Consider the following 19,024-nt stretch of genomic DNA (forward strand, 5'->3'; position numbering starts at 1 on the left):
AACCCCGCCGCCCCCTGGGGCGCACGAAGCTCGCCGTCGCAGCGCACGAAGGGGGTGCGACGACATACGACAAATCAATGAATTGAGCCACGGATCTGCGCAGTGAAGGCCGCATCAAGGGGCGGCCTTGGAAACTGTCGGATGGTACCACAAAAGGACGTGGCTTGGGAGGGTCGAGGGGTAGGTTTGGTGGGGGTGTCGGGGTGGCTGCCGGGGGGCGTGGCGGGGCTTCTGGACGTGTCCTGCGAGGTGGGGCTTCCTGGGTCGGCGAGGGAGGGGCTGGGCTGCTGAAAGGGTGCAGGATAAAAGGCACGGCGGCGCTGGTTTTATGGGCCTTGCAGGCCCAATCGCGGCACAGGGGCCGCTCCTACAGGGACCGCGCCTGCCTGCTTTATCCGAGTGCGGCTAGGAAGCTCTTGCCAAAGTACCCGTACGCTGACAAATAGGCGGCGCGGTCTCCTGTAGGAGCGGCCCCTGTGCCGCGATCGGGCCCCCAGGGCCCGCAAAACCAGCGATTGCGCCCTTTCAGAACACCTGCAGAAGCACAGCCCTGCCGCCACCCTTCAATGCAACCGCTTGCGACACATCAGCTGGGCCAGCTTGGCCTTGTCCGGCCGCTCGACGACGCCCTTCTCGGTGACGATCACGTCGATCAGGTCCGCCGGGGTGATGTCGAACACCGGATTGAAGGCCTCGACCTGCGCCGCCACCCGTGTACCGGCCAGGTCCAGCAGCTCGCTCTGGGCGCGTTCCTCGAGCTCGATGTCTTCGCCGCTCTCCAGGTTCAGGTCGATGGTGGAGCTGGGCGCCACCACCATGAAGCGTACCCCGTGGTGCATGGCCAGGACCGCCAGCTGGTAGGTGCCGATCTTGCTGGCCACGTCGCCATTGGCGGTGATGCAGTCCGCCCCCACGATCACCCAGGTCAGGCCCTTGGTCTTCATCAGGTGGGCGGCGGCGGAGTCGGCACTGACCACCACCGGCACCTGCTCGCCCGCCAGCTCCCAGGCGGTCAGCCGCGAGCCCTGCAGCCAGGGCCGGGTCTCGCTGGCGAACACACGCTCGATCATGCCTTCCAGGTAAGCGGCACGGATCACCCCCAGCGCAGTGCCGAAGCCGCCCGTGGCCAGGGCGCCGGCGTTGCCGTGGGTCAGCACCACCTGTTCGTTGCCCTGGTGGCGGCGGATCAGGTCGACGCCATGCTGGGCCATGGTCAGGTTGGCTTCGCGGTCGCTCTGGTGGATGGCCACCGCCTCGGCCTCCATGATCGCCAGCACGTCGTCGCCGTCACGCAGGCGCAGCAGGCGCTCGCGCATGCGGTTCAAGGCCCAGAACAGGTTGGCGGCCGTGGGCCGGGACTCGGCCAGCTGCTGGAAGTCCTCTTCCAGCGCGACCTCCCAGTCGCCGCCCTCGGCCAGGCGCTGACGCAGCGCCAGCAGCAGGCCATAGGCCGCGCTGATGCCGATGGCTGGCGCACCGCGCACGGCCATGCCACGGATCGCCTCGGCCACGCTGTCGATGTCGGTGCAGGTCAGCCAGCTCTCGCGGGCTGGCAACAGGCGTTGGTCGAGCAGGTGCAAGGCGCCGTCTCGCCACTCGAGCGCCCGCACCTTTTCCGCCGCCAACAGTCGCTCGCGCATTGCCTCTCCCCGTCGTTCGAACATCAAAAGCCGGCGATTATAGCGACCCTGGGCGATGGGCGCTCGGGTATACTGCGGCTCACGTCAAATCGCCCCAGGTGCCCCACGCATGCCCACGACCGCCCTGCCCCTCGACCTGCTGCTGTTGCCCGACTGGCTGGTGCCCGTCGAACCGGCCGGGGTGGTGCTGCGGGACCAAGGATTGGGTATTCGCGATGGCCTGATCGCCTGGGTCGGCCCCCGCGCGCAGGCGCCGATCGCCCAGGAGACCCGCGAGCTGCCGGGCTGCGTGCTGACGCCGGGCCTGGTCAACGCCCATGGGCATGCGGCGATGAGCCTGTTCCGAGGGCTGGCCGACGATCTGCCGCTGATGACCTGGCTGCAGGATCACATCTGGCCGGCCGAGGCACGCTGGGTCGATGAAGCCTTCGTGCGCGACGGCACCGACCTGGCCATCGCCGAGCAGCTCAAGGGCGGCATCACCTGTTTCGCCGACATGTACTTCTTCCCCCGCGAAGCCTGCGAACGGGTGCACCGCAGCGGCATTCGCGCCCAGATCGCCGCCCCGCTGCTGGACTTCCCGATCCCCGGCGCGGCGACGCCCGACGAAGGCTTGAACGCGGCGGTCGAGCTGTACAGCGAACTGCGTCACCACCCGCGCATCAGCATCGCCCTGGGCCCGCATGCGCCCTACACGGTCAGCGACCAGACGCTGGAGAAGGTCCGGGTCATCGCCGACGAGCTTGACGCCCCTATCCAGATGCACCTGCACGAAACCGCCGACGAGGTCGAGCGCGCCCTGGCCCAGCACGGTGAGCGCCCCTTGGCGCGCCTGGCCCGCCTCGGCCTGCTGGGCCCGCGCTTGCAGGCCGTGCACGTGACCCAGGTCAACGACGAGGACCTGGCCCTGCTGGTGGAGAGCAACACCAGCGTGGTGCACTGCCCCGAATCCAACCTCAAGCTGGCCAGCGGCTTCTGCCCGGTGGAGCGGCTCTGGCAGGCCGGGGTCAACGTGGCCATCGGCACCGACGGCGCGGCCAGCAACAACGACCTGGACCTGCTCGGCGAAACCCGTACCGCCGCGCTGCTGGCCAAGGCCGTGGCCGGCTCGGCGACGGCCCTGGACGCCCACCGCGCCCTGCGCATGGCGACCCTCAATGGCGCCCGGGCGCTGGGCCTGGAGGCGGTCATCGGTTCGCTGGAGGTCGGCAAGGCAGCGGACCTTGCGGCCTTCGACCTTTCGGGGCTGGCACAGCAGCCGGTGCACGACCCGGTCTCGCAACTGATCTACGCCACCGGCCGGGACTGCGTCCGGCACGTCTGGGTCGCCGGGCGCCCGCTGCTCGACGACCGGCGCCTGCTGCGCATGGACGAGGCCGCCCTGATCCAGACCGCGCGCGCCTGGGGCGAGCGCATCGGCGAACACCTTCATTGAGCGGCCGGCAGCGCTGGCTGCCGCCGCCCGACACCTTGACATCGAAGTTTCAGAGGACCGTTCCATGAGCAACGTCGACCACGCCGAAATCGCCAAATTCGAGGCCCTGGCCCACCGCTGGTGGGACCGCGAGAGCGAGTTCAAGCCCTTGCACGACATCAACCCGCTGCGGGTCAACTGGGTCGACGAGCGCGTCGGCCTGGCCGGCAAGAAGGTGCTGGACGTCGGCTGCGGCGGCGGCATCCTCAGCGAGGCGATGGCCCTGCGCGGCGCCACGGTCACCGGCATCGACATGGGCGAGGCGCCGCTGGCGGTGGCCCGCCTGCACCAGCTGGAGTCCGGCGTCGAGGTCGACTACCGGCAGATCACTGCCGAAGCCATGGCCGAAGAGATGCCCGGCCAGTTCGACGTGGTCACCTGCCTGGAGATGCTCGAGCACGTGCCGGATCCGTCCTCGGTGATCCGCGCCTGCCATCGCCTGGTCAAGCCCGGCGGCCAGGTGTTCTTCTCGACCATCAACCGCAACCCCAAGGCTTACCTGTTCGCCATCATCGGTGCCGAGTACATCATGAAGCTGCTGCCGCGCGGCACGCACGACTTCAAGAAATTCATCCGCCCCTCCGAGCTGGGCGTGTGGAGCCGCACGGCCGGCCTCACCGTCAAGGACATCGTCGGCCTGACCTACAACCCGCTGACCAAGCACTACAAGCTCAGCAGCGACGTCGACGTCAACTACATGATCCAGACCCTGCGCGAGGAATGAGCATGCGTTTGCGAGCGGTACTTTTCGACATGGACGGCACCCTGCTCGACACGGCGCCGGACTTCATCGCCATCTGCCAGGGCATGCTCGCCGACCGCGGCCTGCCACCGGTCGAGGACGCGCGCATTCGCGACGAAATTTCCGGCGGTGCGCGGGCGATGGTCGCGGCCACCTTCGGCATGGACCCGGACGCGCCGGACTTCGAGGCCTTGCGCCTGGAGTTCCTCGAGCGCTACCTGCGTGACTGCGCGGTGCACAGCCGCTTGTTCGACGGCATGGAGCAGCTGCTGGCCGACCTCGAGCACGGCAAGCTGCTGTGGGGCGTGGTGACCAACAAGCCGGTGCGTTTCGCCGAGCCGATCATGCAGCGGCTGGGCCTGGCCGAGCGCTCGGCGGTGCTGATCTGCCCGGACCATGTGACCCACAGCAAACCGGACCCCGAGCCGGTGACCCTGGCGTGCAAGACCTTGAACCTGGATCCGGGCAGCGTGCTGTTCGTCGGGGACGATTTGCGCGACATCCAGTCGGGTCGTGATGCGGGGACGCGTACGGCGGCGGTGCGTTATGGGTACATTCATCCGCAGGACAATCCCGATCATTGGGGGGCGGATGTGGTTGTGGATCGGCCGCAGGATCTACGTCGGATCATTGATGGGGCGTTGTGTGGGTGTTGAGGAGCAGATCCATGCTGCACTGCATTGGCTGATCTTGTGGGCCCTGCGGGCCCAATCGCGGCACTGGGGCCGCTCCCACAGGTGACCGCGATAGCCTGTGCTGCCATGGGTGATGGCGGAGGTGACCGCTGGCAAGCTGGCAAGCTGGCGAGCTGGCAAGCCAGTGCGATTACCCAGGGGTGGCTGTCCTGTTCCGAAGATCCATGCTGCATTGCGATGGCTGATCTTGTGGGCCCTGCGGGCCCAATCGCGGCACAGGGGCCGCTCCTACAGGGGATCGTGCAATCTGACAAACTGGCGTTGCGATCCCTGCCGGGGCGCGGGGCCAGCCGCGATCGGGTCTGCAGGGTCTGGATTCGATGAAATGACCGGGGTGTCTGGTAGAGTGGTCCTTTGAGGAACCGCAGGCCTCGCTGGTCCTGTGGGAGCCGGCTTGCCGGCGATGGCGGCGGCACAGACGCCCTCGCCTTCGCCGACGCGGCGCCTGGCAGGCAAGCGGCACCTGTGACGCCGACCGATGTTCGGCCCTTCTACCCTTCCCGACCCGGAGACCCCACCATGTTCGACTACACCGCCCGCCCCGACCTGCTCGCAGGCCGTATCATCCTGGTGACCGGTGCCGGTCGCGGCATCGGCGCCGCGGCGGCCCGGGCCTATGCGGCCCATGGCGCCACGGTCCTGCTGCTGGGCAAGACCGAGGCCAACCTCGTCGAGGTCTATGACCAGATCGAAGCGGCAGGCCACCCGCAACCGGTGGTGATCCCGTTCAACCTGGAAACCGCCGAACCGCACCACTACGGCGAACTCGCCGCCCTGATCGAAACCCAGTTCGGCCGTCTGGACGGGCTGCTCAACAACGCCTCGATCATCGGCCCGCGCACGCCGCTGGACCAGCTGTCCGGCGAGCACTTCATGCGCGTCATGCACATCAACGTCAATGCCACGTTCCTGCTGACCAGCACCCTGCTGCCGCTGCTCAGGCTGTCGAGCGATGCGTCGATCGCCTTCACCTCCAGCAGTGTCGGGCGCAAGGGTCGGGCGCACTGGGGCGCCTATGGTGTCTCGAAGTTCGCCACCGAAGGCCTGATGCAGACCCTGGCCGACGAACTCGAAGGCGTCGCCCCGATCCGCTCCAACAGCATCAACCCTGGCGCCACGCGCACGGCCATGCGTGCGCTGGCCTACCCGGCCGAGAACCCCCAGGACAACCCGGCACCCGAAGACATCATGCCGGTCTACCTCTACCTGATGGGCCCGGACAGCGCCGGGGTCAACGGTCAGGCGTTCAACGCCCAATAGCCTCGGCGACCGCCAGGGTGGGCCGCACGTGCTCGTCCTGGCCCAGCTCCATCTGCATGCAGCGCTCCAGGAACACGAACATGCAGTCGTAGCTCTTGCAGATCGCCTTGCGCAGCGCGGTGCACAGCGCCGGGTCCGGGTGCTCGCCCGCCAGCGTGCAGATGATCTCCAGCGCTTCCCACGGGTGGGTGTCGTCGTAATGGGCGTGCATCTTCAGCCACTTCATCGCCCGCTTGCGGCCTTCCTCGGGGAAGCCCTGGGCGTAGGTGTCGGTCGAGCACACCAGCGCCGACCACTCGCCCGTCGCCCCCTCGATGGCATAGTTGGTCGCGGCGATCGCCACCACCAGCGGCTCGGTGGTGCAGACGCGCCAGCACCAGTCGTTCAAGGCGTTGAGCTCCAACGGCACGTCCTGCGCCTGAAGGTCCGCCAGGCTGACGCCATGGGCCTGGGCCCAGTGCAACCAGTAGTCGGCGTGGTTGAGCTCGACGCGGATGTTGCGCATCAACCAGCGGCGCGCCATGTCTTCCCCCGGATGACGGGCGAAGCGCGTGCGGGTGAGGTTGTGCGCCATGTACAGCGAAAACTGCTCGACCACCGGCCAGCCACCGATCAGGTACTGCTGGATGGTCGCCGGCTTGATCCGGTCGTCGCGCAGACGCTGGTAGAACTCATGTTCGACCACGCGGCGCTTGCTCTCATGACAATCGCGCAACAGTTGCTGGGCCCAGGCGGGGTAACTGGCGGGGTCCATGAGAGGTCCGACTCGAACGAATGCATCTTTCACGATCAGCTCCTTGATTCCTTGTGATGTACAACGTTTGTTTCAGCGAAAAGCCCCCGGCACCGACTGACGGGCGACCGCCACGGCCGGGCGTCGAGGATACAGGCTGGCGCAATTGAACGCCTGGGGACGTTCGACCAGGTACCCTTGGGCGTAATCTACGCCGATGTCCCGCAAGACGCTTTCGATCACGGGCGTTTCGACGAACTCGGCGATGGTGCGCTTGCCCATGACGTGACCAATGTGGTTGATGACCTCGACCATGGCCCGGTTGATCGGGTCGTCGAGCATGTCCTTCACGAAACTGCCGTCGATCTTCAGATAATCCACCGGCAAATGTTTCAAATAGGCGAACGACGACATGCCGGCGCAGAAATCATCCAGCGAGAACCGGCAACCCAGGTTCTTGAGCTGGTTGATGAAGCGGATGGCGCTGCCCAGGTTGGAAATGGCGCTGGTCTCGGTGATCTCGAAACAGATCATCTGCGCCGGAATGCGGAATTCGCTGAACTGGCGCTCCAGGTATTCGAGGAACTTGTCGTCACCGATGCTGGTGCCCGAGAGGTTGATGGCGCACATGGCCAACGGGCCTTCGTGTCCGTCGTCCAGGCACTGGCGGATGGTCTGGAATACGCTGCGTACCACCCAGCGGTCGAGCGCGCTCATCAGCCCGTAGCGCTCGGCGGCAGGGATGAAGTTCTCCGGCAGGATTGTCCGCCCGTTCTCGTCATGCAGGCGCAGCAGGATTTCGATGTGGCTGTCGCCTTCCCCGTTGAGCGGCACGATGGCCTGGGCGTACAGGCAGAAGCGGTTCTCCTCGAGGGCGACGTGCAGCCGCTGGATCCAGGCCATCTCGCCGAAGCGCGTGGACAGCTCGCTGTCGTCGGCATGGTAGACCTGCACGCGGTTGCGGCCTTTTTCCTTGGCCATGTAGCAGGCCATGTCGGCGGCGCGCAGCGAGGCTTCCAGGGTGGTCGGCCCTTGGGCGATGTGCACCAGACCGACGCTCACGGTGGTGACGAAAGGTCGCTCCTTCCACACGAAATGCAGGCTTTGCACCAGCTGGCGCAGGTGTTCGGCGATGCGCTCGGCCTGGTCGGCCGGGCAGTTCTTCAGCAGCACGCCGAATTCGTCGCCGCCCAGTCGCGCCAAGGTGTCGCCCTCGCGCAGGCCGGACTGCAGCACGGCGCAGATGTGCCGCAGCAGCTCGTCACCGGCCGCATGGCCACAGGTGTCGTTGACCAGCTTGAACTGGTCCAGGTCGAGGAACATCAGGGCGTGTCGGGCCGGCTGGCGGGCCAGTTCGTTCAGCGCCTGTTCCAGGCGGTATTCGAACTCCCGGCGGTTGGCCAGGCCGGTCAGCGCATCGTGGGTGGCCTGCCAGGACAGGTTGGCGATGTACTGGCGCTCCTGGGTCATGTCATGGAGCACCAGCACGGTGCCGCTGGCCACGCCTTCGGTCAGGATCGGCGAGCCGACCAGGTTGACCGACACGGTGCTGCCATCCAGGCGCTGGATGCAGCGCGTGTGCTCGGTGCCCCCACGCAGGTTGCCGGACAGCACCTGCTCGACCAGGTTGTGGCTCTCCTGCGCGGCCGGCTCGTCGAGCAGGCTGAACAGCGCGGCCATGGGCAGGCCGTGGGCGTGCTCGGCGTTCCAGTGGGTCAGCTGCTCGGCGGCCGGGTTCATGTAGGTGATGCTGCCTTCGACATCGGTGGTGATCACCGCATCGCCGATCGAGGCCAGGGTGATCTGCGCACGCTCCTTTTCCGCCTGCAGGGCATTGGCGAAGGCCTGGCGTTGGGTCAGCAGCCGGGCCGAGCGTCGCCAGGCCAGGGCGATCAGGAACAGCGCGGTGGCCAGGTTGGTCAGCAGCAGCACCTTCAACAGTGTGCGTGAGCCAGCCCCCAGGGCATCGCTGAAGGCCACGGCCGCCGGGGTAACGTCGTCGTTGATGGCTGCGATCCTGGCCTTCCAGTCGGCGATGCGTGCGGCCTCCACCGGCCCCTGGTCGAAGGCCTGGCGCATCTGCCCGGCCAGCTGGTTCAGCGCCATGAGGTAGCTGTCGCCCACTTCCCACTTGTCGATGGCCTGGTCCATGTAGCTGACGTCGCGGAAGTACCGGTAGAACCAGATCACCCGGGTGACGTCGGCGGGGTGGTTGCCGCCGAGCAGGATGCCTTCGCGGGCAGCCTCCAGGTCGGGTTCGGGTTGGTCCATGGCCTTGCGCAGCTGGTAGCCGCCCAAGGGGATGGCGATGGCGCGCTGGTAGCTCTGGAAGATCCGTTCGTCGTGGGTATCGGCGTAGAGACTGAGGTAATAGATGGCGTCTTTCTGGCCTTTGGACCACAGGCTTTCACCAGCCACGTAGGCGCGCACGGCGGACAGCGCGTAGAGGCTCAGGCTGCCGAGCAGGACCTGAAACGCGACCACGGCGATGAACGGCCAGATGATGCCGAGCAGTCTTGGTGTGTCGAGCGTCCGATGTTCCTTCATGGGGTCCTTGTCGTGCGACGTTTACGGCTTGGATAACGCCTGGCCCAGCACAGCCTAGGCGATGTGCCATGACTGTGGCAGCTTTTTTGCGACCCGCAAAGCCCCGGTCGGCGGGGGACGACGGGGGTTGTGGGGTGGGGGGCGTGATTGGGGGAATGTGGTGAAGGTTTCTGGGCGTAGGATGGAGTATCTGATGGAAGGAGATGGCTGATCTGCGGGCCCTTCAGGCCCGATCGCGGCACAGGGGCCGCTCCTACAGGGATCGCGATAGCCTGCAACCCTGCGGTGGGGCTACAGGTGTAGGAGCGGCCCCTGCCGGGGCGCCGGACCGGCCGCGATCGGGTCCAAAGGACCCGTAAAACCAGCGCCCCCTGCGCCACAGGCACGCCTCCTCCCCTCAACTCTGCTGCAAATGCCCATACAGCTTGGCATACAGCCCACCCTCGGCGATCAGCTGCTGATGATCGCCATCCTCGGCCACCTGCCCGCCATCGAACACCAGCACGCGGTCGGCCTGCTTCACCGCTGACAACCGGTGAGCAATGATCAGGGTCGTGCGGCCGCTGAGGAAGCGGGCCAGCGCCTGGTGCAGGTTGTACTCGGTGGCCGCGTCCAGGGCCGAGGTGGCTTCGTCGAGGATCACCACCTTGGGTTCGGCCAGGATCATGCGGGCGATGGCCAGGCGTTGCCGCTGCCCGCCGGACAGGCGCACTCCGGAGCGGCCGACCATGCTGTCCAGGCCGTGCGGCAGGGCAGCGATGACCGGCTCGAGCTGGGCGATGCGCAGGGCCTCCCAGCAGGCCTCGTCGGTGCAGTCGCGGCCCATGGCCAGGTTGGCGCGCACGCTGTCGTTGAACAGCGCCGGGTGTTGCAGCACCACGGCCACCTGCTCGCGCAGGGTCTCCAGGCCGATCTCCTGCAGGCTCGCGCCACCGAAGCGGATGGTGCCGGCCTGGGCGCTGTAGAGACCCAGCAGCAACTGCACCAAGGTGCTCTTGCCGCCCCCGCTGGCGCCGACGATCGCGACTTTTTCGCCAGGGGCGATCGACAGGTTCAGCTGGTCCAGCACCGGCTCGTCGCCGTAGGCGAAGCGCAGATCGCGTACGTCGATCCCCACCGTGGTGCGCCCGGCGAACGGGTCGGTGGCGCTGGCGAAGTGCGGTTCGTCCTCGCGAGACAGCAGCTCGTTGAGCCGCCCCAGGGCCCCGCCTGCGGCATAGTAGGCGTATTGCAGGTTGAGCAGCTGCTCGACCGGCCCGATCATGAACCACAGGTAGCTGAACACCGCCAGCATCTGCCCGATGGACAGGTCGGAAAACAGCACGGTGAGCATGGCCGCCGCGCGGAACAGGTCGATGCCGAACTGGAACAGCAGCCCGCTGGCGCGACTGCTGGCATCGCTCTTCCACTGCGAGGCGACGGCCCGGTCGCGCACTTCACGGGCGCGCAGGCCCAGGCGACCGAGGAAATACCCCTGGCGGTTGCTGGCACGGATCTCCTGAACGGCGTCGAGGGTTTCGGTCAACGCCTGGGTGAAGCGGGCGGTGCTGTCGTTCTCCAGTTTCTTCAGGTGCTTGACCCGCTTGCCCAGCTGCACGGTGCAGTAGATCACCAGCGGGTTGAACAGCAGGATCAGCAGCGCCAGCTTCCAGTGCATCCAGATCAGGATGGCGGCGGTGCCGGTCAGGGTGAGCATGGCCACCAGGAACCGGCTCAGGGTCTCGCCGACGAACTTGTCCAGCGTGTCCAGATCGGTCACCAGGTGCGTGGCGACGGTGCCGCTGCCCAGGTTCTCGTATTCCTTGAGCGAAATCCGCTTGAGCCGTTCGATCAGGCGGATACGCAGGCGGTAGACGATGTCCTTGGCCAGCCCGGCGAACAGGCGCGCCTGGGCGACGTTGAACGCCAGCGCCGCCAGCCGCAGGCAGAAGGTCACGCCCAGCATCAGGCCGATGTAGCCGACCGGCACCTGCCAGTCGGCAGGCAACAGTCGGTTCATCCAGTTCAGGGCCTTGTCGCCGTTGCCCAGCAGCACTTCGTCGACCAGCAGCGGCAAGAGCAGCGGAATGGGCACGCTGCACAAGGCGCCGAACACGGCGATCAGGTTGGCGGCCCAGAGGGCTTTGCGGTGGTGCAGCGCCAGGCGACGAATCTCGGCCCAGCTCAGGCGGTCGGCCGCTTTGGGCGAGGCCCCGGCGGGCGGCTCGGGCGAGCCGGGCAGGTCAAGCACAGGCTGCCTGCTCCAGCCAACGGGCCAGCAAGGGTTGCAGACGTTCCAAGGGTTGGAAGCCGTTGGTCAACAAGGCCAGCTGACCGTTGCGCTCGGCCAGCAAGGTCGGGAAGCCGGCGATCCCCAGGCGCTGCGCCCAGGCGAAATCGGCCTCGGTGGCGGCGCGGGTATCGGCCTGGTCGAAGGCGATGCGGAACCGCTCGCGGTCGAACCCGGCCTGCTCGGCCAGCGCCACCAGTTGCGGGGCGCGGGTGATGTCCGTCCCCGCCTGGTAGAACGCCTTCTGGATCAGTACCAGCAGCGGCCACAGGCGCGAAGCGTCCAGTTCACGGGCCGCCACCAGGGCCCGGCACGCCGGCTCGGTGTCGTAGACGAAACCGTCCGGCAAGGCGCCCTCGAACGCGAACGGTTGCCCGGTCGCCTCGCTGACGGCCTGCCAGTGGTCGAGGATGTAACGCCGGGTCGAGGCATCCAGTACGCTGCTGCCCCGGCGCAGCCCACCGACCACCAGGCAGGTGTCGACCCCGGCCTGCGCCGCCTGCTCGATCAGGGCCTGCGCCACCGGCGCGAAGCCCCAGCACCAGGAACACATCGGGTCCATCACATAGAGCAGGCGTGCACTCATGGATCAGGCCTCGGCCTTGCGGTAGTTGTGCCCGATCGGGTGCGGCAGGTTGCGGGCCTTGGCCAGCTCGATCTGCTTCTGCCGGTCGATGGCGCTGCGACGGGTCTTCTCGCTCAGGCTGTCCCAGCAATGGGGGCAGCTGATGCCTGGCGCATAATGCTCGCTGGCCCGGTCCTCGACGCTGACCGGGTGACGGCAGGCGTGGCACTGGTCGTAGTCACCTTCGGAAAGGTCATGGCGCACGGTGACGCGGTTGTCGAAGACGAAGCAGTCGCCTTCCCACAGGCTGTCTTCCTGGGGCACCTCCTCGAAGTACTTGAGGATGCCGCCCTTGAGGTGATAGACCGCCTCGAAACCTTCGCCGAGCATGTAGCTGGAGGCCTTCTCGCAGCGGATGCCGCCGGTGCAGAACATGGCGACCTTCTTGTGCCGGCTCGGGTCGAAGTGCTCCTTGATGTACTGGGGGAACTCGCGGAAGCTGGTGGTCTTGGGGTCGATGGCGTCCTTGAAGGTGCCGATGGCCACTTCGTAGTCGTTGCGGGTGTCGATCAGCAGCACTTCAGGGTCGCTGATCAGCGCGTTCCAGTCCTTGGGCTCGACGTAGGTCCCGACCGCCTGGTTGGGGTCGACGCCCGGCACGCCAAGGGTGACGATCTCTTTCTTGAGCTTGACCTTGGTGCGGTAGAACGGCTGCTCGTCGCAGAGGGATTCTTTGTGGTCGATGTCGACCAGGCGCGGGTCGTTGCGCAGCCAGGCGAGCAAGGCATCGATGCCCTGACGGGTGCCCGAGACGGTGCCGTTGATGCCTTCTTCGGCCAGCAGCAGCGTGCCTTTGACGTCATGGGCCAGCATGGCCTGGTGCAGAGGCTCGCGCAGGGCCTCGTAGTCTTTCAGGGTGACGAACTTGTACAGCGCCGCGACGACGATCGGTTGGGACATGCAGGGATTCTCCAGGTGGTCACCCGCGCAAGGGGCGGACCGGACGACAAACGAAAAACGCGCCGACGGGCGGCGCGCTTCGAAGTCTAGCAAATTCCGGCGAACGAATCAGTGCCGGCTGCCGCCTGCACAGACGGGCGAGGCCGGCGCGGCGCCGACCTGTGCCCATTCTTCCGGGGTGTAGGTGTGCAGCGCCAGGGCATGGAACTCGCCCATCAGCGCGCCCAGGATGGCGTAGACCTTCTGGTGACGCTTGACGCTGTTCAGGCCGGCGAACTGCGCACTGACGATGATCGCCTTGTAGTGCGTCTGCTGGCCACGGCTGTGCATGTGGCTCTCGTCGAGCACCTCGAGGTGCTCGGGCGTCAGCAGGGCCAGACTGTGCTCGATGCGTTGCTGCATGGTCATCGTGCCGGGCTCACTTCTTCGCCGGCGCGGCAGCCTTGCCGGCGTTCGGGTCGAGTTCCTTGGTCATGTCCTCGAGCAGCTTGTTGACCACCGGAACGGCCGGCTCCAGCTTGGACTGGGTCAGCTGGGCGGACTGCTGGGTGACCTTGGGCATTTCACGCATCACCTTGCGACCGACCGGCGACTCGTAGAACTTGACCAGTTCCTTGAGCTCGTCCTCGGTGAAGCTGGTGGTGTACAGCTTGACCATGTCGGGCTTGAGCTTCTTCCAGCCGATGGCGCTTTCCAGCGCGGCATTGGCCTTGGCCTGATAGCTGTCGAGCACGGCTTTCTTCGAGGCAGGCGCCTTGGTCTGTTCGAAGCGCTGGGCGAACATCTGCTGGACCTGCATGTACACCGGGGTGCCCAGCTTGTCGGCGTTGGCCAGGGCGAGGAATTTCTCGGCGCTGGCGTTGTGGCTGGCTGTGTCGGCGAGTACCTGGCCACTGGCACAGGCCAGTGCCACGGCGGCGCAGAGGGCACGAAGACGGGTCATTGCACTTCCTTCATCTGACAGGCGAGGTAGCACCTCGGGGTAGAGCATTCTGCGCCTCGAAGGGCCCAGGGCTCAAGCGGGTGACGAGCGATGGAACCGCTCGAATGGATCAGGGCCTAAAACTGCGGATACACACCACAAAGGAGTGAGCAGCATGAGCCGTACCGAAACTGACAGCCTGGGACCGGTCGAAGTTCCTCAAGAGGCCTACTGGGGGGCGCAGACGCAACGCTCGCTGATCAACTTCGCCATCGGTCAGCAGCGCATGCCGATCGAGGTGGTGCACGCCCTGGCGCTGATCAAGAAGGCTGCCGCACGGGTCAACGATCGCAACGGCGACCTGGCGGCCGACCTGGCCCGGTTGATCGAACAGGCGGCGGACGAAGTCCTGGCGGGCGACCACGACACGCAGTTCCCGCTGGTGGTCTGGCAGACCGGCAGCGGCACCCAGAGCAACATGAACGTCAACGAGGTGATCGCCGGGCGGGCCAACGAACTGGCCGGGCAAGGCCGCGGCGGCAAGTCGCCGGTGCACCCGAACGATCACGTCAACCGCTCGCAGAGTTCCAACGACTGCTTCCCGACCGCCATGCACATCGCCGCCGCCAAGGCCGTGCACGAGCAGCTGCTGCCGGCGATCGCCGAGCTGTCCGCCGGCCTGGCCGAGCTGGGCGCGCGCCACCAGCACCTGGTCAAGACCGGGCGTACCCACATGATGGACGCCACGCCGATCACCTTCGGCCAGGAAGTGTCGGCGTTCGTCGCGCAACTCGACTATGCCCAGCGCGCCATCCGCGCCAGCCTGCCGGCGGTGTACGAGCTGGCCCAGGGCGGCACGGCGGTCGGGACCGGGCTGAACGCGCCTCAGGGTTTTGCCGAAGCAGTGGCGGCCGAACTGGCGGCGTTGTCGGGCTTGCCGTTCGTCACCGCACCGAACAAGTTCGCCGCACTGGCCGGGCATGAGCCGCTGACCAGCCTGGCCGGTGGCTTGAAGACCTTGGCGGTGGCGCTGATGAAGATCGCCAACGACTTGCGCCTGCTCGGCTCCGGCCCACGTGCCGGGCTGGCCGAAGTGCGCCTGCCGGCCAACGAACCCGGCAGCTCGATCATGCCGGGCAAGGTCAACCCGACCCAGTGCGAGGCCTTGTCGATGCTGGCCTGCCAGGTGCTGGGCAACGATGCGACGATCGGCTTTGCCGCCAGTCAGGGCCACCTGCAGCTGAACGTGTTCAAGCCGGTGATCATCCACAACCTGCTGCAGTCGATCGAGCTGTTGGCCGACGGCTGCCGCAACTTCACCGAGCATTGCGTGACGGGGATCGAACCGGATGCCGAGAAGATGGCCGAGCACCTGGAGCGTGGCCTGATGCTGGTGACGGCCCTGAACCCGCACATCGGCTACGACAAGTCGGCCGAGATCGCCAAGAAGGCCTATGGCGAGGGGCTGACCTTGCGTGAAGCCGCGCTGGCGTTGGGGTACCTGACCAACGAGCAGTTCGATGAGTGGGTGCGGCCCGAGCAGATGCTGGCGCCGGGCAGCAGAGGCTGATCGTAAGGCCGAGGTCCGGGCGCCGCCCCCCATCGCGGCGCCCTCCTCGGCTCAAAGGCTTTTGCCGGGCTTAAGCAGACGCTTGAAAAACGATGTCGCTGACTGCCGTACGGCTCTGCTGCGCTCGCGTATGGCCTCGCAGTGCTCGCAATCGTCGGCCGGCCCTTGCTCAGGGTAGCGCAGAGACATCGGGTGAGTGTCTTTGCAGCACGCGACACAGCCGACCTCGGGGTACCCATGGGTGAGGGTTTCCCACATGTAGTGGAAATCGCCCTGCGCAGGACGATGCCGGGCGATGAACGCGCGGGTCTGTGGCAGGTGCCTGCCCAAGCGCACCGCGTAATGGGTATAGGCGATCTCGAATGTCCACTGCGCACTGAGCTTGAAGCCTGAGTACTGCGTGCTCAGGTCTGGCATCAGCGCAATGTTTTCGTACCCGCAATGCAGCTCCATGGCCTTGGTGAGGCGTTCTTCCGCTTGGGTCTCGGTGTCCTGATAGAGATCGATACCGTGCATCAACGCCGTTTCGGCCACATTGATGGTCGAGGCCAGGCCATAGGCCGTGTGGGCGAAGTCGCGACAGGTTTCGATGTTCAAACCGTCGATGAAGCGCCAGGGTCGACCCCAGGCGACCTTGAATTCCTCTTCCGTGGGTTGCCTGCTCCAGTTGGGCAGTAACCGGGGGACCGGGCCGTCGGTCTCCAGATAGATCTGGGCGACCAGATGGTCCTTCCAGAACTGCAGGCTGCGGGCGGCTAACGCAAGGTCGTCGGTATGGATGGCAATGTAGTAGAGCGCCTCGATGCCGGTCGCGCGCCAGTTGCTTGCCCAGATATCACGCAACCAGCCTTCGCCGTAGAACAGTTTTTCGATGATCGGCTGAAACTGGGTCTTCAGCATGGTCTTGAAGGCTTGCTGGCCCTGGCTGCTCCAACCCGCGTCGGTATGGACCAGGATTTCGGCGGCGCAGGTAAAGATCGAAGCGGCCCAGGAGGCCTGTAGCCTGGCATTTTCACCGACATGGCCCTGTGTCAGATTGGCAGACCAGGCATCGAGGATGCGGATGGACGTGGCGGCGTAGTCCCGATCGCCAGTGATGGTCCACAGCAGCGCTTGCCCGTAGGCGGCCTGCGCATCGCGCGTTTCGTCGGTGCACCCCAGATCAGGGTTGCTGTAGGCGCCACACTCGACCTGGTGCCTGGGTTTGGGTTGCCAGTTCTTCGAGCCGCGACCCAGATAGTCGTTGACGACTTTCTCATAGGCACTTTTCCACGGTTCCTTGTCCAGATTCCTGCCGACGAAGGTGCTCATGTAGTGGACGTTGACCTTGATGCCGGGATGCATGAAGGGGGACACCGCGCCGTGCTCGATCGCGTCTGTCTTTTCCATTGTCTTGTGCCCTGTAGGTGGAGGCCTTATTGAATGCCCTCACCTCATGAAGGGACAACTGGCACAATTGACAGGTCACCCACGCGTCTGGCCGCTCTGCGCGGATCCGCGCCGCAGACGCCACTGCGCGACCAGCGAAGGCCCCAGCGCCACCAGCGTCGAGCCCACCACTACGGTGACCGCCCCGACATAGCCCACGGCATTGATGTCCTCGGCCTGCACATAGTCGGGCCAGACGACGGCCGCCAGCGCCACGGCCACGAAGGTCACCAGAGGCGTCAGGGCCAGGGTGGCGCTGACCTTCGAGGCCTCCCAGTGCGCCAGCGCCTCGGCGAAGGCGCCATAGGCCACCAGGGTATTGAGGCAGCAGGCCAGCAGCAGCCACTTCTGCACGGAGGACAGCTCGAGCGCTTCCAGCGGATGCACCCAGGGGATCAGCAACGTGGCGCAGCCCAGGTAGATCACCATCATCACCTGCTGCGAGTGCCAGACCGTGAGCAGCTGCTTCTGGCTCAAGGCGTAGAAGACCCAGATGCTGGTGGCCAGAAGGATGGTCAGCACGCCCGTGGTGTAGGTGCCCAGCGAGGTCAGCAGTTCGCTCAGGCGCTGGTTGAAGAACAGGCCGAAGCCCACCAGCAACACCAGCAATCCCAGGCCTTGGCCGAGGCTGAAGCGTTCCTTGAAGACGAACACGCTGGCCACCAGCAACAGCACCGGCCCCATCTGCACCACCAGTTGTGCCGTCCCCGGGCTGAGCAGGTTGAGCCCCATCAGGTACAACACGTAGTTGCCCAGCAGACCGGCGATCGCCAGCCCGACCAGCCCATAGCGCCGACGCCCCAGCCCCTGGAAGCGCGGCAGGCGCTTCTGCGCCGCCAGCCAGGCCAGCAGCAACCCACCCGATACCAGCAGGCGGTACCAGGTGACCGTCACCGGATCCATCACCTGCAGCACCTGCTTGAGCTTGATCGGCAAGATGCCCCACAGAAACGCGGTCACGAGCGCCAAGAACAGACCGCGTACCCAGCGTCCGGAAGAAATGTGCATGAAACCCTCGAATGACGCCTGAACGAAAAGATGCCTGGATTCTAGGCGGTGCGCCGGAGCAGCGGTATTGGAAAAGGCTGAAAAGAATTCCTCGGCTCATTCCCCGGCGGATCGATGTCGCCCCACACGTCAGGCCACGCTGGCCTTCACGTCGTCCTGACGATACGCTATGTATACGTTTCATATAGCGAGAGACCCATGGGCATCGTCAAGATCTCCGACACCCTGCATGAAGACCTGCGCCTGGCCAGCACGGTCATGTCCCGTTCGATCAATGCCCAGGCCGAGCACTGGATTCGCCTGGGCATGCTCGCCGAGCTGCACCCGCAAGCCACGTATCAGGACCTGCTGCGCCAACTGCTGCGCCAGGAACAGGCCACCCTCCAGGCGTTGCTGCAATGAGCCAGGTCATCCTCAAGACCGCACCGCAACTGGCGTTGATGCGTCGCGCCGGGCAACTGCTGGCCGAGGTATTCGCCGAGCTAGACCGCTTTATCCAGCCTGGCGTCACCACGATGCAGATCAACGACCACGCCGAAGCCTTCATCGTCCAGACGCTCAAGGCACGCCCGGCCAGCAAGGGGCAATACGGCTTCCCCTACGCCCTGAACACCTCGGTCGATCACGTGGTCTGCCACGGCATGCCCGATGCCAGGCAGCGTCTGGAGGCAGGCAGCATCGTCAATGTCGACATCACCCTCGAGCAAGGCGGCTACATTGCCGACTCGTCGAAGATGTACGCCATCGGCGCCATCGACGAGGCAGCCCGCCACCTGGTCGACACCACCTACGAGGCGCTGTGGAAAGGCATCGAGCAGGTGCGACCTGGCGCGACCCTGGGCGATATCGGCCATGCCATCCAGGCCCACGCCGAAGCGGCGGGCTACAGCGTGGTGCGCGAATACTGCGGCCACGGCATCGGCCAGCAGATGCACGAAAAGCCCGAGGTGCTGCATTACGGCCAACGTGGCAGCGGCCTGCGCCTGAAACCTGGCATGGTCTTCACCATCGAGCCGATGATCAACCAGGGCGCCCGTGGCGTGAAGACCTTGCGCGATGGCTGGACCGTGATCACCCGCGATCGCCTGCTGTCGGCGCAATGGGAGCATACCGTGGCGGTGACCGAGGACGGGGTCGAGGTGCTGACCCTGCGGGCCGAAGAGGCCGGACGCCTGGGGCGCTGAGGATTGCCCGGGGCGCCGGGCCTCTTC

Annotated in this window: 16 protein-coding genes and 1 pseudogene; 7 read left to right on the forward strand and 10 right to left on the reverse strand. The window is 66.1% G+C overall.

Features of this window, described 5'->3' with window-relative positions; all coding sequences use genetic code 11:
- Window positions 1–563: 563 nt before the first annotated feature.
- A complete protein-coding gene (locus tag APT63_15100) occupies window positions 564–1,640 on the reverse strand; it encodes a methylthioribose-1-phosphate isomerase (protein ID AMA46838.1) in 1,077 nt (358 codons plus the stop codon).
- A 109-nt stretch (window positions 1,641–1,749) separates the two neighbouring features.
- On the opposite strand from APT63_15100, the gene APT63_15105 reads away from it, so the two are divergent.
- The 4 genes from APT63_15105 to APT63_15120 all read left to right on the forward strand — a co-directional run bounded on the left by APT63_15105 (window position 1,750) and on the right by APT63_15120 (window position 5,811).
- On the forward strand, window positions 1,750–3,075 hold the full coding sequence (locus APT63_15105) for an N-ethylammeline chlorohydrolase (protein AMA46839.1): 1,326 nt from the start codon (window positions 1,750–1,752) through the stop codon (window positions 3,073–3,075).
- A gap of 64 nt (window positions 3,076–3,139) precedes the next feature.
- The gene (locus APT63_15110) at window positions 3,140–3,838 is read left to right on the forward strand and encodes a bifunctional 3-demethylubiquinol 3-O-methyltransferase/2-polyprenyl-6-hydroxyphenol methylase (protein AMA46840.1); all 699 of its coding nucleotides are present in this window, start codon (window positions 3,140–3,142) and stop codon (window positions 3,836–3,838) included.
- A 2-nt stretch (window positions 3,839–3,840) separates the two neighbouring features.
- Window positions 3,841–4,512 carry a phosphoglycolate phosphatase gene (locus APT63_15115; protein ID AMA46841.1) on the forward strand — a complete coding sequence of 224 codons (672 nt, stop codon included), beginning with the start codon at window positions 3,841–3,843 and terminating at the stop codon, window positions 4,510–4,512.
- Between the two features lie 558 nt (window positions 4,513–5,070).
- Window positions 5,071–5,811 (forward strand): YciK family oxidoreductase, encoded by a 741-nt coding sequence (locus APT63_15120; GenBank protein AMA46842.1) that lies wholly within the window; start codon window positions 5,071–5,073, stop codon window positions 5,809–5,811.
- Here the strand turns inward: APT63_15120 and APT63_15125 are convergent.
- The 7 genes from APT63_15125 to APT63_15155 all read right to left on the reverse strand — a co-directional run bounded on the left by APT63_15125 (window position 5,798) and on the right by APT63_15155 (window position 13,828).
- Window positions 5,798–6,598: a TenA family transcriptional regulator gene (locus APT63_15125; GenBank protein ID AMA46843.1), complete on the reverse strand. Its 801-nt coding sequence runs from the start codon at window positions 6,596–6,598 to the stop codon at window positions 5,798–5,800. The genes APT63_15120 and APT63_15125 overlap by 14 nt on opposite strands.
- A gap of 39 nt (window positions 6,599–6,637) precedes the next feature.
- Entirely contained in the window at window positions 6,638–9,091 is a 2,454-nt protein-coding gene (locus APT63_15130; protein AMA46844.1) for a PAS domain S-box protein, read from the reverse strand.
- Window positions 9,092–9,488: 397 nt separating this feature from the next.
- Window positions 9,489–11,321 (reverse strand): ABC transporter ATP-binding protein, encoded by a 1,833-nt coding sequence (locus APT63_15135; GenBank protein ID AMA46845.1) that lies wholly within the window; start codon window positions 11,319–11,321, stop codon window positions 9,489–9,491.
- Entirely contained in the window at window positions 11,314–11,946 is a 633-nt protein-coding gene (locus APT63_15140) for a disulfide bond formation protein DsbA (GenBank protein ID AMA46846.1), read from the reverse strand. The genes APT63_15135 and APT63_15140 overlap by 8 nt, the downstream gene beginning before the upstream one ends.
- A 3-nt stretch (window positions 11,947–11,949) precedes the next feature.
- A complete protein-coding gene (locus APT63_15145; protein AMA46847.1) occupies window positions 11,950–12,885 on the reverse strand; it encodes a hypothetical protein in 936 nt (311 codons plus the stop codon).
- Between the two features lie 108 nt (window positions 12,886–12,993).
- A complete protein-coding gene (locus tag APT63_15150; GenBank protein AMA46848.1) occupies window positions 12,994–13,293 on the reverse strand; it encodes a BolA family transcriptional regulator in 300 nt (99 codons plus the stop codon).
- Between the two features lie 10 nt (window positions 13,294–13,303).
- Window positions 13,304–13,828 (reverse strand): hypothetical protein, encoded by a 525-nt coding sequence (locus tag APT63_15155; protein ID AMA46849.1) that lies wholly within the window; start codon window positions 13,826–13,828, stop codon window positions 13,304–13,306.
- 154 nt (window positions 13,829–13,982) lie between these two features.
- On the opposite strand from APT63_15155, the gene APT63_15160 reads away from it, so the two are divergent.
- Window positions 13,983–15,377 (forward strand): class II fumarate hydratase, encoded by a 1,395-nt coding sequence (locus APT63_15160; protein ID AMA46850.1) that lies wholly within the window; start codon window positions 13,983–13,985, stop codon window positions 15,375–15,377.
- Window positions 15,378–15,605: 228 nt separating this feature from the next.
- Here APT63_15160 and APT63_15165 read toward each other — a convergent pair.
- Window positions 15,606–16,277, reverse strand: a pseudogene (locus tag APT63_15165) (hypothetical protein).
- A 564-nt stretch (window positions 16,278–16,841) separates the two neighbouring features.
- A complete protein-coding gene (locus APT63_15170) occupies window positions 16,842–17,813 on the reverse strand; it encodes a hypothetical protein (GenBank protein AMA46851.1) in 972 nt (323 codons plus the stop codon).
- Window positions 17,814–18,011: 198 nt separating this feature from the next.
- Here APT63_15170 and APT63_15175 point away from each other — a divergent pair, with 198 nt between their 5' ends.
- Both APT63_15175 and APT63_15180 read left to right on the forward strand, forming a co-directional pair.
- Entirely contained in the window at window positions 18,012–18,215 is a 204-nt protein-coding gene (locus tag APT63_15175) for a hypothetical protein (GenBank protein ID AMA46852.1), read from the forward strand.
- The gene (locus APT63_15180; GenBank protein AMA46853.1) at window positions 18,212–18,997 is read left to right on the forward strand and encodes a methionine aminopeptidase; all 786 of its coding nucleotides are present in this window, start codon (window positions 18,212–18,214) and stop codon (window positions 18,995–18,997) included. Before APT63_15175 ends, APT63_15180 begins: the two co-directional genes overlap by 4 nt.
- The last annotated feature ends 27 nt before the right edge of the window (window positions 18,998–19,024 follow it).

This window comes from Pseudomonas monteilii, assembly GCA_001534745.1.
Lineage (GTDB): Bacteria > Pseudomonadota > Gammaproteobacteria > Pseudomonadales > Pseudomonadaceae > Aquipseudomonas > Aquipseudomonas alabamensis.

Bases quoted from the DNA above. Each gene is read 5' to 3' on its own strand.
- APT63_15170 (AMA46851.1), bottom strand. From the start codon at position 17,813: ATGCACATTTCTTCCGGACGCTGGGTACGCGGTCTGTTCTTGGCGCTC.
- APT63_15110 (AMA46840.1), top strand. From the start codon at position 3,140: ATGAGCAACGTCGACCACGCCGAAATCGCCAAATTCGAGGCCCTGGCC.
- APT63_15180 (AMA46853.1), top strand. From the start codon at position 18,212: ATGAGCCAGGTCATCCTCAAGACCGCACCGCAACTGGCGTTGATGCGT.
- APT63_15145 (AMA46847.1), bottom strand. From the start codon at position 12,885: ATGTCCCAACCGATCGTCGTCGCGGCGCTGTACAAGTTCGTCACCCTG.
- APT63_15115 (AMA46841.1), top strand. From the start codon at position 3,841: ATGCGTTTGCGAGCGGTACTTTTCGACATGGACGGCACCCTGCTCGAC.
- APT63_15150 (AMA46848.1), bottom strand. From the start codon at position 13,293: ATGACCATGCAGCAACGCATCGAGCACAGTCTGGCCCTGCTGACGCCC.
- APT63_15160 (AMA46850.1), top strand. From the start codon at position 13,983: ATGAGCCGTACCGAAACTGACAGCCTGGGACCGGTCGAAGTTCCTCAA.
- APT63_15100 (AMA46838.1), bottom strand. From the start codon at position 1,640: ATGCGCGAGCGACTGTTGGCGGCGGAAAAGGTGCGGGCGCTCGAGTGG.
- APT63_15120 (AMA46842.1), top strand. From the start codon at position 5,071: ATGTTCGACTACACCGCCCGCCCCGACCTGCTCGCAGGCCGTATCATC.
- APT63_15175 (AMA46852.1), top strand. From the start codon at position 18,012: ATGGGCATCGTCAAGATCTCCGACACCCTGCATGAAGACCTGCGCCTG.
- APT63_15140 (AMA46846.1), bottom strand. From the start codon at position 11,946: ATGAGTGCACGCCTGCTCTATGTGATGGACCCGATGTGTTCCTGGTGC.
- APT63_15105 (AMA46839.1), top strand. From the start codon at position 1,750: ATGCCCACGACCGCCCTGCCCCTCGACCTGCTGCTGTTGCCCGACTGG.
- APT63_15155 (AMA46849.1), bottom strand. From the start codon at position 13,828: ATGACCCGTCTTCGTGCCCTCTGCGCCGCCGTGGCACTGGCCTGTGCC.
- APT63_15130 (AMA46844.1), bottom strand. From the start codon at position 9,091: ATGAAGGAACATCGGACGCTCGACACACCAAGACTGCTCGGCATCATC.